This window comes from Parapedobacter tibetensis (assembly GCF_024704835.1).
GTDB lineage: Bacteria > Bacteroidota > Bacteroidia > Sphingobacteriales > Sphingobacteriaceae > Parapedobacter > Parapedobacter tibetensis.
In genome coordinates, this window is sequence record NZ_JAMXBE010000004.1 from 315975 (window position 1) to 329743 (window position 13769).

The window sequence follows — 13769 nt, forward strand, 5'->3', positions numbered from 1 at the left end:
GATTAGATATAAGACAATGAGTTTTTCCTTGGTGAAAAAAGGAATCTGTGCACCCTATTGAAAGGCATCACGAATATTTTGTAGTTTTGCACGGTACATGAAACACCTCGCACACCTCAATAAATATTTCTACAAATACCGTTGGAAAATGATTCCCGGCGTTATTTTCGTCATCGTATCCAATTATTTTGGGGTATTGCCCGCCCAGGTCATTCGGATTGCATTTGATTTGGTAAAGGACAACATCAGCATGTACAGGCTTTTCGAAGGATTTGAACGGCAGCAGCTCGTGTATGAGATTTTTGGGTATAGCCTGTTGTTGTTCGGCACATTGGTCTTGGTGCTTTCGCTTATCCGTGGAGTTTTCCTGTTTTTGATGCGGCAAACCATTATCCTTACCTCGAGGCATATCGAATACGACCTCAAAAATGAAATCTATAACCACTATCAACAGCTGGATATGGCTTTCTACCGGAGGAACAATACTGGCGACCTGATGAACAGGGTAACGGAAGATGTAAATAGAGTGCGCGCTTACCTCGGTCCTGCCATCATGTATTCCATCAACACCGTGGTACTGTCCATCATGGTTATCGCTGCTATGGTTAGTGTAAACCCTACCTTGGCCATGTATGCATTGATGCCTATCCCGATATTATCCATTATGTTGCTATTTGTAAACAGGATCATCAACCGGCGCAGTGAGCGTATTCAGCAGCAACTTTCCACACTTTCATCCGTTGTACAAGAAACATTTTCGGGCATCCGGGTAATCAAAACGTATAACCGGGAGGCCAACAAAATGGATGTTTTCGCCGATGAAAGCAACCGGTATAGGCAAGTGTCATTGGCCTTGGTAAAGACAGAGGCTGTATTTTTTCCGCTGATTCTTTTACTTATTGGCCTCAGCACGATCATTACGATCTATGTAGGTGGGCTGGAGGTAGCCAGGGGGAGCATTACTTCGGGTAATATTGCCGAATTTATCATCTACGTGAATCAATTGACATTTCCTGCGATGTCGCTTGCATGGGTAACCTCGCTCATCCAACGGGCAGCGGCTTCGCAAAAGCGCATCAACGAATTTCTACGCACACAACCCGAAATCCAGTCGGGTAGCAAGAAACACTTCGATAGCCATGGACACATCCGTTTTGAACATGTAAGCTTTACGTATCCTGAAACCGGAATCCAAGCGGTCAAGGACGTCTCGTTTGAGGTAAACCCCGGAGAAGTACTCGCCATTGTGGGCAGAACCGGTTCAGGTAAATCTACACTGGCCAACCTAATCATGCGCATGTATGATGTACAGGCCGGCGCAATATGGATAGATGGTATAAACATCCGAGAGCTGCCATTGCAATCTTACCGGGGACAGGTTGGTTTTGTACCACAGGAAGTGTTCCTCTTTTCGGAAACAATCACAAACAATATTGCTTTCGGATTGGACAAAGTCGATATCAATGAGGTGGAAGACGCAGCAAAACGCGCCGCTGTATATGACAATATCCGGGCATTTGACAAGGGGTTTGAAACTTCCATAGGCGAGCGCGGGATTACACTCTCCGGCGGTCAGAAACAACGGGTGTCCATTGCTAGGGCATTGATGAAGAAACCGCAGGTATTGGTCTTTGACGACTGCCTATCGGCCGTGGATACCAAGACCGAAGAAGAAATCCTCCGCAACCTGAGTTTGGTGATGCAGGGTAAAAGCACCATTTTTATTGCCCACAGGATATCGACCATCAAAAATGCCGACCATATCATCGTATTGGATGAAGGGTCTATCATTGAGCAAGGCACCCATGAGGAATTGTTGGCCATGCAGGGTAGCTATTTTGAGCTCCACGAGAAACAACTATTGGAGGAGGAGGTTTAGCCTGTAGGCAGGGACGCTTACGCTTTCATGAAAAGAACGAGAATAAAAAAAGCCGCGAACAATCATGTCCGCGGCTTCTAATTTGTGTGGGCTCTATTGCTTATGCTTTCTCTTCGCTTTCTGGAGCGTCATCAGCCGCTACTTCCTTTTTCGGAGCGGCGGTTTTTGTCTTTTTAGGAGCTTTTGCTGGTTTTTCAGCGGCAGCCTCGGCTACTTTTGCTTCTACCTTCTCTGGCGCTTCTGTTGGTTCTTTGGCAGGTGCCTTTGCTTTGGCTGTTGCTGGTTTAGTTTCCACTTTTTTAGCCACTTTTTTCGGTTGTTCTACCACCGCTACTTCCTCCTCAAACGGTAAAACCGAAACAAAGGATTTGTTGTTAGCCTTCTTCCGAAATACCACTTTCCCATCGATAAGTGCAAACAAAGTATGGTCTTTACCAATACCTACGTTTTGGTCAGGGTGATGTCTAGTACCACGTTGCCTTACAATGATGTTTCCGGCAATAGCTTGCTGGCCACCAAAAATCTTTATCCCTAAACGTTTGCTATGTGACTCGCGGCCGTTCTTCGAACTACCCGCACCTTTTTTATGTGCCATGTCTTATTTCTTAATTATTTTTAAGGCAAAGAAGCCCAATTGAACAATCTGATTTATAATGTAATTCCAGTAATCTCAATCTTGGTGAATTGCTGGCGGTGACCATTCTTCTTTTTATAGCCTTTACGGCGTTTCTTTTTGAAAATGATTACCTTATCCCCCTTCAAATGTGACAAAATCTTAGCCGAAACCGTGGCACCCTTTACTATAGGGGCCCCAACGGTGAATTTACCACCGTCTTCTGCCAACAATACATTGTCAAATTCAATACTAGCGCCCTCATCCCCTTGTAAACGGTGTACAAAGATTTGCTGGTCTTTTGCAACCTTAAATTGCTGTCCGGCTATATTTACTATTGCGTACATTGTTAATGAATTAATAAAATAAAAATTTATACTTAAAAATTGAAGCGCAAAGGTAATGCTTTATTTTGATTATTCAAATTAGACTTTGAAAAACACTGGGTTTCGCTTTTAAAAAAACTACCCAGCGTCATTGCGAGCAAGCGGGCTGAAATGAGTGTAGGAGCAACCAATCTTCCCTTCAAAGATGAGATTGGTTTTTATCAGCCCCGCCACTCAGTACTCGCCCCTGATAGAAATAATTCCTCAGGAGCTGCTTCGCGGGCGGCTCGCACTATTTTAACAACAATTTCCTAAATCCGATTACCTAATTAAAAAGCGATAGCTCCCACAAACCTACAAGGCAGGTACCAGCCTAAAAATTAGTAAGGATACGGCTTTGATATCAAAAACATTATGCATAAATTTGCATCCCGTTTTGAGACGGAGTAAATTATTAAATTTTTATCATTTTTAAACAAAGTATGCAACAGTACGAAACCGTTATCATTCTTACCCCGTTGCTTTCTGAGGAGGTTTCCAAGGAGACCGTTGCCAAATTCAAGAGCATCCTCACCGAAGGCGGAGCCGAAATTATCCATGAGGATAATTGGGGTTTGAAAAAATTAGCGTATCCGATTGAGAAAAAAACAACCGGATTCTATCACCTAACAGAATTCAAGGCTCCAGGTGAATTAATCAGCAAACTGGAAATCGAATACAGGCGTGATGAGCGGATAATGCGTTTCCTGACGATCAAATTGGACAAACATGCCATTGCTTACAGTGAGAAGAAACGCAGTGGTGCTTTCAACAAGAAGAAGGCCGAAGGGCCCAAAGCAGAGGAGGTAGCAAACTAATGGCAAACGAACAAATCCAATACGTGACTGCCCCCAAAGTGGAGGACACCCGTAAAAAATACTGTCGTTTCAAGAAAAATGGCATCCGATACATCGACTACAAAGACGCAAACTTCTTGTTGAAGTTCGTCAATGACCAAGGCAAGGTATTACCCCGCCGTCTTACCGGCACTTCACTGAAGTTCCAACGCAAGGTAGCCCAAGCGGTAAAGCGTGCCCGTCATATCGGTCTATTGCCTTATGTTGCTGATTCACTAAAATAGGGAGGAAAACGACATGGAAGTAATCTTAAAGCAAGACATCAAGAAGCTTGGTGAAAAAGACGACATTGTAACCGTAAAACCCGGTTATGGCCGTAATTACCTCATCCCGCAAGGATATGCCACCATGGCTACCGAATCGGCTAAAAAGGTATTGGCTGAGAATATCCGTCAAGCACAATTCAAGCAAGATAAAATTAAGAAGGATGCTACCGATTTAGCTACTAAATTGGAAGGTTTGAAACTGACCATCGGCGCCAAAGCAGGTGAAACCGGAAAGATTTTCGGTTCGGTGAATAGTATTCAAGTAGCAGACGCTTTGAAAAAGCAAGGTTTCGATGTAGATCGCCGTCGTATCACCTTCGAAGAAGATCCCAAGGTATTGGGTGAATATTTAGCAAACCTGAATCTCCATAAAGAAGTGAAGGTGCAAGTTCCTTTCGAAGTTGTTGCTGAATAAGCGGTAGCTAACAAGGATAAGATAGCAACAGGTAGGCCATGGCGCCTACCTGTTTTTTTTTGCCTCCCGTGAATCTAAGGTAGCACCAGTTTACACAAAGATTTAAAGGCTCCCCATCTTGGATGAGGTTTAGACCTCCTTCACGAGGTATTCGGCTACATGGCGATCCGCGGAAGAAAAGGAAATACCGATAGCCAGTTTTTTGCGCCCGTCGGCGCCGTAAGGCTGCAGGTAGTTTTTGGCAATGACCTGATCCAATGCTTCCTGCGCCGTGCCGTCCAGTTTCAGTTCAATCACATAGATATAATCATCCGTCTTCACCAGCACGTCGCAGCGGCCCTTGGCGCTGTGTACTTCCGTATACACCTCCACCCCGGCCAGCTTGAACACCAATACCGTGATGATGGTAAAAATCGACTCCGTGTCGGCGTTCCAATGGTCGTACGGCACCTCGCCTATCAAGCCGTTCAGTGCGGCCACGGTCCGTTCCACGTCTCCCGCCACCAGCGACCGACGCAGGGCGGTCACCAACGACAGCGAGTCGGTGATCTCCGATTCACGGTAGGTATTCAGCAAACCATCCAATAGGCTCTGCCGCACCTCCTGGTTCGGGTAGCCCAGCGTACACAATTGGCCATCCAGTTCCTTTATCGTCAGGTAACCCGTCTGGAACAGCAACGAGGCCATGTTCAGCCTATCCGTATTGAAGTCCGCCAGGGTATTGAGCGACACCTCCACGCCATCCATGTCGCCCAGTTTACGCTGTTTGAGCTGTTCGAAGAGGAACGTCGGTGTACCCGTGGTGAACCAGTAGTTCATGAATGCACGCCCCTTCATCAGGTTTAGCAATGAAAATGGGTTGTACAGGCGTTTGTCTTCTCCCCACGAATACCCATTGTACCATTTCCGGATCTGTTCAATTACATCAGGATATTCGCTTTCCATGCTTCCGATCTCTTCGGCGAATACGGTTTCCAGTTCCGCCTGCGTAATGCCGACCAGCGAATGGAAGTTGCGGTCTATCGTAATGTCCTCCAGGTTGTTCAGGTCGGAGAAAATGCTCACCCGGCTGAAGCGGCTCACGCCAGTGATGAACAGCAGGCGGATTTGTCCGTCGCGCCCCTTCAGTATCGAATAGAAGCTCTTCATCACGGAGCGGTTCGCTTCCAGCTGATCCGTATCATGCAGGAAGTCGATCAGTGGCTTGTCGTACTCGTCAATCAAAAGCACCACTTGGCCAATTCCAGCAGCAGTCCTTTCAATCAACTCGCGGAACATGCCTTGCAACGTCTTCGCCTCAAGCGCCACACCCACCAGCCCGGCATTGCGCGTCAATTCAATTTTCAGTGCTTCTTCGAGACCCACCTCTTTGTATGGGATCTCCGCAAAGTTGAAGTGGATCACCGGGTTAGTCTTCGACCAATCCCATTGATTATGTATCCACAGCCCCTCGAACAGTGTTTTGCTTCCTTTGAACAACTCCTCAATGGTATCCACCAGCAGGCTCTTGCCGAAGCGGCGCGGACGGCTAAGAAAGTAATATTTACCGGTTTCCACCACGTGGTGGATGATTTCGGTCTTGTCGACGTATATGTAGCCACCCTCCCGGATTTCCCGGAAGGATTGCATGCCGATGGGGTATTTCCTGATCATGTGGCTAAGATAACGAAAAGCCGCGATAATCCCGATGACAGCGAGGGATGCTCCGCAGTATTGATGGAACGCTCCGTGGTATCATGGAACGGCTCAAGGGTACCGCTGATTCACCGTATCGTTGCTCACGGACACCATATGGTTTACAGCGAACCCTACACCGCGTCTATTGGCCACCGTTCAGGGGCTAATGGCCACCACTCGGTTCACAGTGAACACTATACCGGGTCTATTGGTCACCGTTCAGGGGCTACTGGCCACCATACGGTTTACAGCGAACTCTACACCGGGTCTATTGGCCACCGTTCAGGGGCTACTGGCCACCATACGGTTTGCAGTGAACACTATACCGGGTCTATTGGCTACCATATGGTTTTCGGTGAACACTATAACGGATCTATTGGCCACAGTTTAGGGGCTAATAGGCCACCATATGGTTTTCGGTGAACACTATACCGGGTCTATTGGCCACAGTTTAGGGGCTAATGGCCACCATATGGTTTTCGGTGAACACTATACCGGGTCTATTGGCCACTGTTTAGGGGCTAATGGCCACCATATGGTTTACGGTGAACACTATACCGGATCTATTGGCCACTGTTTAAGGGCTAATGGCGACCATATGGTTTGCAGTGAACCCCATACCTGGTCTACTTGGCCGCCGTTTAGGGGCCAATGACCACCATACGGTATCCGTGAGACCCTATACGGGGTTTGAAGGCTTTTTTTCTTACCAATTATTTGGAATGCACCCTTGTTTATTCATGTGATGTGTAAATCTAACCGGCGTATGGCGGAATTATGAGGAAAACCCGCCTTATGTCATTTGAATATGCGCAAAGACAGCTAAAGTTAATTGTGCGGTTCCCGGAAACCCCATATGGCCTCCTGAATTAAAAAATCGAAAACCTCAAGGTCTCGGATTGAGTCCATACTAAAGCGTATCTTAAGCGTTTAAAGTAAAACAGATGGAAGTGTGAAGAACACGTCATAATTTTTTCGGATTTGCTTTTGAAAGCATATTTATTTAATTTTGGAATTAAAATCAGGAGTTATGGCAACGATCATAGAAAGTGAGATGCTCAATTACTTTACCCAGTTGAACGACGCTGAAAAAAATCGGTTGTCCAGATGCTGAAAACCTTTATTAAAAGTCGTAAAGAACCGGCTCAGCCTATTAGCATTGAAAAGTACAATGCCGAGCTAAGGGAAGCGGAGGCCGAATATGAAAAAGGCGATTATGTGACACATGAGCAATTGTTAAAAACTATCCAAACGTGGTAGATAAGCCTGCCCGAATTGTCTGGACGAAAATGGCACAAGGCCATTTGAAGCAGGCTTTTGAACACATCAGCGAAGATTCTCCTCAAAACGCATTAAAAGTGGTGGCTGATATTGCCAGTACTATTGAAAAAGCAGCGGAGTACCCAGATGCTTATGCCCCGGATAAATTAAAACTTGAAAACGATGGCACATTCCGGGCATTTGAAATCTCATGTTGGCTTCATATCGTTATTCGAAGGGAGTATTGCGAGTTTTACGAGTCAGGCACACCAAGATGAAACCCAAATATCATTAGTTTTTAAAGTAACCCATCTCCGTATAGAACGGGTTCGTTGAGGCGTAGACCAATACTGTTTAGACGTTGAAATAGGAGCCGACCGGGCAATCGTTATTGCCGTCGCCGGTCACCATACAGATCACTAACCCAGGCGCAATTACTTTTGAAAATTCTTTGGGAATAGCTACCGTAACTGATCTCGGCAGCAACCAATTTTACCCCACGCTGGAAGAAAAGATGATTGAAGGCCGTAGGCTCGGCAATCCGGAACCGAAAAATGGGACTGTGCGAAAGAGAGATGGTCTCGCTGATGACCCTGTTCCATTACGGCTGGATGGAAGTTGGATGATGGTTACTTTGGGATACATAACAATCTGGCTAGACCTCCTTCATGAGGTATTCGGCCACTTCGCGGTTTTCGGAAGAAAAGGAAATACCGAGGCCATCGCTTAATAAATGGCTCCCTTCAATTGTGATACAGAAATTTATAAATCACTTCGGCAATTCCACAAGTTCATAATTCGTGCTGCGACCACCTTGTTCTTCCTGTCGTAAAATCCCCTTTTCTATCAGGTCTTTTATATCCCGTAATGCTGTGTCCGGTGAGCATTTGGCTATTTTTGCCCATTTTGAAGATTTTAATTTCCCATCAAATCCATCTAATAGTTTGTTCAATACCAATCGTTGCCTTTCATTCAATGGTGTATGTTCGTGTATTTTCCAAAATTCTGCTTTATGAACTACCTGCTGTAACGTATTTTCCGTTTCTAGCAAGGCATTTTTCAGGCAATGCAGGAACCATTCTAACCACTCTGTAATATCTCCGCTACTATGTTGAACCTTTTGCAACACTTCATAGTACCTTTTGCGTTCCACCAGGATTTGGCTCGACATACTATAAAAACGCTCCGGACTTTCGTCTGCCCGGGCAAGCAATAAATCTGAAATCGCCCTTGCTATCCTGCCGTTACCGTCGTCAAAGGGGTGAATAATAATAAACCAAAAGTGAGCAATGGCGGCTTTTAACACCATATCCATTTTTAGGTCACTATTTAACCAATCAAGAAACTTGTCCATTTCTTCATTTACAAATTCACTAGGCACTGCTTCGTAGTGGATTTTTTCTTTTCCCATAGCTCCCGAAACCACCTGCATTTCTCCAGTACGGTAGTGCCCTACTTCAATTTTATACATCCCACTATGTCCTGCTGGAAACAAAGCCGAATGCCAACCGAACAACCTATCTTCTGTCAATGGTTGTAAATATTTTTGGGTAGCATCCAACATCATTTCCACTACTCCCTCCACATTCCTGTCTGTCAGCACCAAGCCAGCCACATCCAGTCCCAAACGCCTTGCTATGGAAGAACGTACCTGCTCATAGTTTAGCTGTTCACCCTCTATCTCCGAAGATTTTACCACATCAAGCGTAAGCGTGGTAAGATTAGCTTCTTCCTGCATCGAAAACCCTAACGAACTCATCTGTCCTGCAATTTTTCCCTGCAAGTGGCGAACTTCTCCAAACACCATGTTGAGGGCCTTGTCCTGCCAGATAAAATCAGTCCAGTTCTTATTTTGATAAATATACTTTGCCATTGCCAAATGTTTTCCTTGCGGCAAATATACGAGTTATTCGCCGCAAAAATACGGGAAATAAGTTTTTATTCGCCGCAAATTATCTATGGATGCTACCGATTTTGCTACTCAATTGGAAGTTAAAACCGCTTAACCACATTAAACCCCAAACCATCATGGCCATTAGGAATAGATATACGCTGAAATCCCCATCGTACCGCCCTTTCTTTTCTCGGCTTATTGGCAATCAGATTCCACGAGCTCAATATCATGGTAGCGGTGCCCAAACCGATATTAAGCAGGGAGACATTGCGCTGTCCCACATTCATATAGGGCTCATCATATATATTCATCTCCTCTTCCGGATACTCGGCGATACCTAGTGTAATCTGGGCGGCACCACTTGCCAAACCAATCCATGGGACTACCCGGTTGTCTGTCCCGCGGCCGATTTGGATGGCATTGATTGTGGTAAATGAAAGGTTTGCGCCGCTGAGCAGTGCCGAACTCATGCCATAACCTTTTGAAACATGGTTTTTATCGTCATATACGATGGTTACACCTCCGTAGGAGGGTTGAATCATCGCACATTCCATTTTGGTGAGCCCGCTTGATGCGATCCAGTTGTCGACTGCAGGGTCCTGCATGTCGAGTATCTTCTCATATTTGTACTTCTTGTTTATTGCTTCGGCTACTCCCCGTCCCGCCGTCTGTTCAATCAGATATCCCACGGCGCATATCTGACCATCCTTATCAATAAAGCATGGTTTCCGTTCATTCACATAATCGTAATTTCTCGGAAATACACCTGTTGTGCGATAAGTGTGCAGCAGACCCAGCATCAGCTGCCTTTTTTCCCGGAGTTCCGAGGGTAGTGTAGAAACGTCTGCATCCCAGAGTATGTTTTCGACATATGCTAGATGCGTGCCGATGCGTAGGTCTTCGTCCGTTTCAGCAGTTGGTCCTTTTGCATACCTATCCTCGAAGCTGACGTCGCCAAGAATGGCATTTACGGATTGATCCATGTCTCCTTTGGAATTTTTGTTGTGCACCCACAATGCACTTGCAAATGCCAGTGCAAGTAAAAAGGTTAAGATTTTCATAATCGTATTGTTTTTGATTAGTTTATTTATTGGATAGAACGACAGGAGGATTTATTTCGCTACAATACGTGATTGTGGTGACCGGATTTGGTTCGAGAAGTGAATTAAGCTAAAATCAGCTAACAACGATGAGTTAAATAAAACGGATCCATATACAAGTCAATTAGCCAAAACAAAAAACAGCAAAACTGAGTTTGCTGCTCTTTTGTCCGAATTTATTGTGAATAAATTGTCGAATAAGGTTAATATATTGTTCTCCAATTCCAATTAAGCAGGTCAAAAACGAAATATCCTTGTTTATATTAAAATAATTACCAAACTTAGAGCTCATAATGAATCTTTATAAAACCAACGATCATGCAAAGAAAATTCGTTCAATATCTAACCGTCGTAATATCTATCTTAATTCATGCTTAATTCATGGCAACGCTCGACGAGTAAAATGTATACAGCGTGAAACAGAAAAAAAGGTTCTCTTTTCGATTTGCTGCTACATCGCTGTTGTGTCTGATTCATTTCGCAATGGTTGCTCAAAATGATGGGACTCGCGAAAACCCGGTGTTCTCGCTAACGGTTTCTCCATTTGTCGGTTATGGCATATCGGATACCCGTTATTCAATCGCGGGAAACGAACAGGGAGAGCATCCTAACGTTCTGTCGGAACTGATATGGTCTGATCTGAAGGCTATACAATATGGTGTCGAGATGAGGGGTAGCGTTATCCGCAAAATCCCTTTTAAAATACGGTATACCCGGTCGGATGTGTTTAAAGGAGAGGTCTCTGATATCGATTATGCCGAAGATAATCGCCAGGCTATATTTTCCGAACAATACCTAAGCAGCCATGACGGTGTTGGTACGCATGTAAATGCACTATTGGGCTATACTGTATTGGACAGGCCCCCGTTTTCAATTTCATGCCTCGTAGGATTTGACTATTTACATCAACGGGCGTATCTATTGAACCCCAGGGGAACCAATAGTGAAAGCGACCCGTTCGATTACGTTGAAGGGCTCAATTCATATTACAACACGAAGTGGGCATCCTTTGGAGCCAGCCTGTGGGTTGACTATACCGTATTCCAACCCTTATCCATTCATATGGATTTAGGGGGCTACAGATCGTCGTACACTGCATTCGGCAATTGGAACCTGATAAAGGATTTTGTTCATCCTAAAAGTTACACACACAAAGGGAGCGGTTTCCGCATTGACTGTGAGTTTAAATTATCTTATCAATTAAATCAAACCTTTTGTTTCAAACTTGGTTATAACTACCAAGGCGCTTTATTGCGTGATGGGAAAGATCAATTATACTTAAAAAGTGGCGCTATCCAGCACACCAGACTAAATGAAGTTAAATACCGTGCAAATAGCGCAAGTTTGGGCATTGCTTATCATTTCGTATCAAAATAATCTATAAATCTAAAATCCAAGTATTATGAAAAAGAGTAAATGGGCAAATGTGGCTATTAAGTCTTGTTTGGTTGCTGCTTTGGTTGTAGCAGCCTTCGCCTGTAGCAAGGAAAATGTCGGGGAACAGCAGACTGAATCGGTACAGTCAGAAGGGGTCGTATTTCACATGTTTGTGATCGATGGTAATAAGACAATCGTCAGAGAAGTAAATGGAGAGTTTTATATCTCCGATGACGAAATGTTAAGTAAAAGGCAGTTCAACATTCTAAAAAGACTTGCAAATGATGGTATAACAACTACAGAGCGTGGTGCAATTATCGCAGATTTTGTAAAGAAATGGACAGATGGGATTTGGTACTATAAGATTGAGTCCAGCCGAGGTGCAGATATACAAGAGGCAATGAGCTGGATTTCTGATAATTCCAATGTGCGTTTTATCGAAAGAACCAATCAGTCGCAGTATGTGACTATTTATGATGCTGCTTCGAATGACACCGTCGCGTACTCTAATCATGTTGGTATGGAAACAGGAATATCCAATAAGGAAATAGTAATACATTCGGATTTCGGGATTGGGTCAATCGCCCATGAAATACTACACTCACTGGGCTTTTTCCACGAACAAAGTAGACCGGACAGGGATAATTTTATTCGGGTATATGAGAACCGGCTACCAAATGATGCAGGTATTCGATATCAATACCAAATCAACCCGTTGTCCCAAGGGGTAGGTGCCTTTGACTTTAATTCAATCATGCTGTATTCCTCCTATTATAATGGGACAGTGATTATGGAAAATTTGGTCGATAATTCGACATGGTTTAATCAAAGAAGTCATCTATCTCAAGGGGATAAAGAAGGCCTTGCTCGTCTGTATGGACCAAGAATCGCTGGCCCAGCCCACATTTGCAACGATGGTACCTATACAATAAGCGCAGGAACTGTTTCCTTGGATAATGCTACGGGAATTGCAACATTGACTGCGTTGGGGAACAATCAATATCAAATATCAAGAATTGGCAACGCGAGTGGTGTTGTGACACTTAAATCTACCGTTGGTGGTAATACGACATCACGGAGTATTTACGTCGGTTACAATACTATACAATTAGGAATCGACAATATGGTAGACCTACAAGGTGACGGGACGGGGTCGGCAAATCGTTTTACGGTATTAGAGGGAAGTGGTGTTTATAGATACTTTGGAGTTCTAACCATATTTAATACTACAGAAGCACCAACAACTTATACTTGGTCTAAGGTATCGGGGTCAACGGGTATACCTACTGTTTATTGGAATTCTTTAGGACCACGGGTAACGGTATATTCAAAAGGAAAAGGTGGGTGGGTAAGACTAAAATGTACTGCTACAACAGCTTGTGCTTCATTTGAAAGGGATTATTATTTTTATGTGGGAATTCCGACACCTTAAGCGTTGGCCGTAAAAACTAGTACTGCCGTGTATTAATATTGAGCCATCCACTAACCTGAGGATGGCTTTTTAATACAACACCGGCACCGGGGATCGGCTTTATCCCTGCCTGCACCACTTGCCTATGCTGCTTGACCGTTTTGGGGATGTTGAACTTGGAAGATTGTACCCAATAAAAGGGGGAGCGGCTTTTCGCGCGCAATTTGTTCAACTCGGGAGCTCGATCATTCAACCAATCCTTCAGCCATTGCAATTTTCTGAGTACTGTGCTGACCTCGGCCGTGTTCGCAGTATGCAACTTTTGTAGGAGAAACAATAATCCCGCCGATTGCTATTGGAGTATCTGGTTACCGTGCATCCATCGATATCGACACTGCCGTCGCATTTCGTCGTATCACCAAGGTTGATTTTCCCGCTATTGTTCCCCAATGCCTTCAGTCCCGTTTGGTAACAGGTTTCCACAACAGGAGTTGCCACTACAGCTTTTTTAAATGTCATATCAGGCGTCGGTTGGTTTTAAACTTCCTGGGCCGATACCCCATGGCAAATATCCGACCATCTTTATCAATAAAGCATGGTTTCCGTTTGTTCGCATAATCGTAATTCCTCGGAAATACACCCCTTGTACGATACG

17 protein-coding genes are annotated in these 13769 nt (G+C 44.5%); 10 read left to right on the forward strand and 7 right to left on the reverse strand.

Translation table 11 applies throughout. From position 1 onward, the window contains the following. Window positions 1-97 precede the first annotated feature (97 nt). Entirely contained in the window at window positions 98-1879 is a 1782-nt protein-coding gene (locus tag NF543_RS08695; protein ID WP_257667727.1) for an ABC transporter ATP-binding protein, read from the forward strand. A gap of 100 nt (window positions 1880-1979) precedes the next feature. Here the strand turns inward: NF543_RS08695 and rpmA are convergent, their stop codons facing one another. Both rpmA and rplU read right to left on the reverse strand, forming a co-directional pair. Continuing rightward, entirely contained in the window at window positions 1980-2474 is a 495-nt protein-coding gene (rpmA, locus tag NF543_RS08700) for a 50S ribosomal protein L27 (RefSeq protein ID WP_257667728.1), read from the reverse strand. 53 nt (window positions 2475-2527) lie between these two features. Further along, window positions 2528-2839 (reverse strand): 50S ribosomal protein L21, encoded by a 312-nt coding sequence (gene rplU, locus NF543_RS08705; RefSeq protein WP_257667729.1) that lies wholly within the window; start codon window positions 2837-2839, stop codon window positions 2528-2530. Window positions 2840-3300: 461 nt separating this feature from the next. Between rplU and rpsF the strand changes: the two genes are divergently transcribed. The 3 genes from rpsF to rplI are packed head-to-tail and all read left to right on the forward strand — an operon-like array spanning window position 3301 to window position 4395. Further along, complete coding sequence (gene rpsF / locus NF543_RS08710) at window positions 3301-3675, forward strand: 30S ribosomal protein S6 (RefSeq protein WP_257667730.1); 375 nt, start codon at window positions 3301-3303, stop codon at window positions 3673-3675. After that, window positions 3675-3938, forward strand: coding sequence for a 30S ribosomal protein S18 (rpsR, locus tag NF543_RS08715; protein WP_257667731.1), 264 nt, complete (start codon window positions 3675-3677; stop codon window positions 3936-3938). The genes rpsF and rpsR overlap by 1 nt, the downstream gene beginning before the upstream one ends. Before the next feature lie 13 nt (window positions 3939-3951). Next, window positions 3952-4395, forward strand: coding sequence for a 50S ribosomal protein L9 (gene rplI / locus NF543_RS08720; protein ID WP_257667732.1), 444 nt, complete (start codon window positions 3952-3954; stop codon window positions 4393-4395). 129 nt (window positions 4396-4524) lie between these two features. Here rplI and NF543_RS08725 read toward each other — a convergent pair whose 3' ends face one another. Then, window positions 4525-6048 carry a PD-(D/E)XK nuclease domain-containing ATP-binding protein gene (locus tag NF543_RS08725; protein ID WP_308378642.1) on the reverse strand — a complete coding sequence of 508 codons (1524 nt, stop codon included), beginning with the start codon at window positions 6046-6048 and terminating at the stop codon, window positions 4525-4527. On the opposite strand from NF543_RS08725, the gene NF543_RS08730 reads away from it, so the two are divergent. From NF543_RS08730 to NF543_RS08745, 4 genes are all read left to right on the forward strand, one after another. Continuing rightward, complete coding sequence (locus NF543_RS08730; protein WP_257667733.1) at window positions 6049-6495, forward strand: hypothetical protein; 447 nt, start codon at window positions 6049-6051, stop codon at window positions 6493-6495. Window positions 6496-7179: 684 nt separating this feature from the next. After that, window positions 7180-7332: a hypothetical protein gene (locus tag NF543_RS08735; RefSeq protein ID WP_257667734.1), complete on the forward strand. Its 153-nt coding sequence runs from the start codon at window positions 7180-7182 to the stop codon at window positions 7330-7332. Beyond that, window positions 7326-7610 (forward strand): type II toxin-antitoxin system RelE/ParE family toxin, encoded by a 285-nt coding sequence (locus tag NF543_RS08740; RefSeq protein ID WP_257667735.1) that lies wholly within the window; start codon window positions 7326-7328, stop codon window positions 7608-7610. The genes NF543_RS08735 and NF543_RS08740 overlap by 7 nt, the downstream gene beginning before the upstream one ends. Before the next feature lie 173 nt (window positions 7611-7783). After that, entirely contained in the window at window positions 7784-8062 is a 279-nt protein-coding gene (locus NF543_RS08745) for a hypothetical protein (RefSeq protein ID WP_257667736.1), read from the forward strand. Window positions 8063-8101: 39 nt separating this feature from the next. Here the strand turns inward: NF543_RS08745 and NF543_RS08750 are convergent, their stop codons facing one another. Together NF543_RS08750 and NF543_RS08755 are read right to left on the reverse strand one after the other, a co-directional pair. Continuing rightward, a complete protein-coding gene (locus NF543_RS08750; RefSeq protein WP_257667737.1) occupies window positions 8102-9205 on the reverse strand; it encodes a Fic family protein in 1104 nt (367 codons plus the stop codon). A 119-nt stretch (window positions 9206-9324) separates the two neighbouring features. Further along, window positions 9325-10287 (reverse strand): hypothetical protein, encoded by a 963-nt coding sequence (locus NF543_RS08755; protein WP_257667738.1) that lies wholly within the window; start codon window positions 10285-10287, stop codon window positions 9325-9327. Window positions 10288-10740: 453 nt separating this feature from the next. Between NF543_RS08755 and NF543_RS08760 the strand changes: the two genes are divergently transcribed. Both NF543_RS08760 and NF543_RS08765 read left to right on the forward strand, forming a co-directional pair. Continuing rightward, entirely contained in the window at window positions 10741-11703 is a 963-nt protein-coding gene (locus NF543_RS08760; RefSeq protein WP_257667739.1) for a hypothetical protein, read from the forward strand. 25 nt (window positions 11704-11728) lie between these two features. Beyond that, complete coding sequence (locus NF543_RS08765; protein WP_257667740.1) at window positions 11729-13135, forward strand: M12 family metallopeptidase; 1407 nt, start codon at window positions 11729-11731, stop codon at window positions 13133-13135. A gap of 16 nt (window positions 13136-13151) precedes the next feature. On the opposite strand, the gene NF543_RS08770 is transcribed toward NF543_RS08765, so the two are convergent. Beyond that, complete coding sequence (locus tag NF543_RS08770; RefSeq protein ID WP_257667741.1) at window positions 13152-13346, reverse strand: hypothetical protein; 195 nt, start codon at window positions 13344-13346, stop codon at window positions 13152-13154. Between the two features lie 29 nt (window positions 13347-13375). Next, entirely contained in the window at window positions 13376-13633 is a 258-nt protein-coding gene (locus NF543_RS08775; RefSeq protein WP_257667742.1) for a hypothetical protein, read from the reverse strand. Window positions 13634-13769 lie beyond the last annotated feature (136 nt).